Genomic DNA, 2,200 nt, shown 5'->3' with positions numbered 1-2,200 from the left:
GCGCTTATTGATGAATTTCAAGATACCGATGAAATGCAGTGGAATATCTTTCACCGCCTCTTTGGCGGGGGTGAGCACTATCTCTATCTCATCGGAGATCCCAAGCAGGCGATTTATGGTTTTCGCGGTGCCAACATCAACGTGTATCTAAAGGCCCGCGATACCGCCGATACCCAATACACCATGCGGCGTAACTTTCGCTCCGATGCAGCGTACGTTGGCGCCATGAACCATCTCCTGGATTGGAACGGTATCTTTGGCGACGACGCCATTCGTTATGTGAATGTAGAAGCTAAAAACCGCGAAGTGCCAAGACGTGTTCGCTTCGGAGACGACCTTCCAGATCCCGCGCTTTCTCTTACCCTCTTCGACCACACCATGCTCGCGCCCGATCCCAAACGGGACACCAGCAAACCTGTGGGCCGCGGTGATGTTGTTAAAACGCTGCCCCACGTGGTGGCGTCGGAAATTGTTGCCCTGCTTGAACGAAAGCCTGAGATCTACAATGAGAAAACTGGATCCTGGCGCAAAATTCACCCGGGTGACCTGGCCGTGCTGGTACGCTCTAACAAACAAGCCACAGCCATTCATGAAGCCATTCAAGCGGTAGACTTGCCCGCTGTGGTGGCCCGCGTAGGGGATGTATTCCAAAGTGAAGAGGCCGAAGTGCTATCTTGGTGGCTTGCGGCCATTGCCCGGCCCAACAGCGACCTTCGCGCCAAGCGCCTCGTCACGAGCCTACTTTTTCAGTGGACCGCAAGCGACTTAGAAACCGTAGATCCCATGCATTGGGAAAACTGGATAAGCCTTTTAAGCGCGTGGCAAAAAGACTTTGCCGCCCAAGGCTTCATGCGCACCTTTCGGCGGCTCCTCGATACCGTATGGGGCGAAACACCGGCCACCGAGCGCACCATCTCTACCCGGCTCCTCTCTCAGGTTGGCGGAGAGAGAAGTCTCACCAACCTTTACCATCTCGCAGAGCTACTCCACGACGCAGCCACCAACGGGCGCTTAGGTCTTGAAGGCCTCATTACCTGGCTTGAGCAGCAGCGGGCCGAAGAGCACAAAGACAACGAAGCTTTGGAAATGCGGCTAGAGACCGATGCCCAAGCCGTGCAAATTTCCACCATGCATAAAAGCAAAGGCCTACAGTATCCCTTTGTATGGGCGCCCTACCTCTGGGATGGAAATCTCATCATGCCGGGCGAAACCTCGATGCTGGTGGCACCGGATTTAGATTGTAAAGAAGGAACCACCCGCACACTGAATATTCAGCTGGGTAAAGATTCCGAACCCAAAGCAAGCCAGCTTGCCCTAGCCAAGAAAGAGCGTATCAGCGAGTCTTTAAGGCTTCTCTATGTAACGCTCACCCGCGCCGAGCTCTATTGCAAAGTGTATTGGGGTAATATCAGCCGTAACCTAGAAACCAACGCAATGGGCTCTGTGCTTTACGGCGCCTCTCCTCTTCCAGCAGATGAACATGAGGCCCGTGAGCTTCGCGAGGCATCAGCCAACCGTGTGGAAACCGCCGGTAAGTTTATCAAGAGCAAGAAGTCCGATTTCTGGCCCCACTTAAACCAGCTTGCCCAAACCTCGGGCGACACCATTGTGGCCGAAATAGCCCAGCGTCCAACCAACCGGCTGGCTCCAACCATCGAACAAGAAGATTTGGATTTACATCTCGCAGCCTTCACCCGCTCTGGCATCGACCATCTCTGGGCGCAGTCTAGCTACTCTGGACTTACCCGCCACAAGCTTGCGGCGGATCCCTTAGAGCTTAAAGTGGTCGACGAAGACACCGTGGCGGCCGACTACGACGACGGCTCCATTGGTACATCCATGCTTGAATCTTTGGGATTGCCCGAAGCCATTCACACCGATGAAGACACGCCTGATGTACCCTTAGGTGCCATGCGCGGCGGCGCTCAAGCTGGTGAATTTTTCCACAAAGTTTATGAACTCATCGACTTTGATTTAGGAAAACCTGAACGCGACAATCCTGAAACCCACGCAGCACTTATGGAAGTAATTACGAAGTGCCTCCATAGCTACGCCCTTTCCGAAGAGCTTTGGAGCGATGACTTAACCGCTGCCTTTTTGGAAACCTTACGCACACCGTTGGGCGGCCCACTTGGCACGCTTCGGTTATGCGACATTCCCATGAACCACCGCCTGGATGAATTGCAGTTTGATTTTCCAG

1 protein-coding gene is annotated in these 2,200 nt (G+C 53.9%); it reads left to right on the top strand.

What is annotated here, in order from left to right:
* The coding region (locus HOK28_21620) for a UvrD-helicase domain-containing protein (protein ID MBT6435706.1) at nt 1-2,200 on the top strand (2,200 nt) is incomplete at both ends.

This window comes from Deltaproteobacteria bacterium (genome assembly GCA_018668695.1).
GTDB lineage: Bacteria > Myxococcota > XYA12-FULL-58-9 > XYA12-FULL-58-9 > JABJBS01 > JABJBS01.
This window is presented reverse-complemented; position numbering and strand designations above follow the sequence as displayed.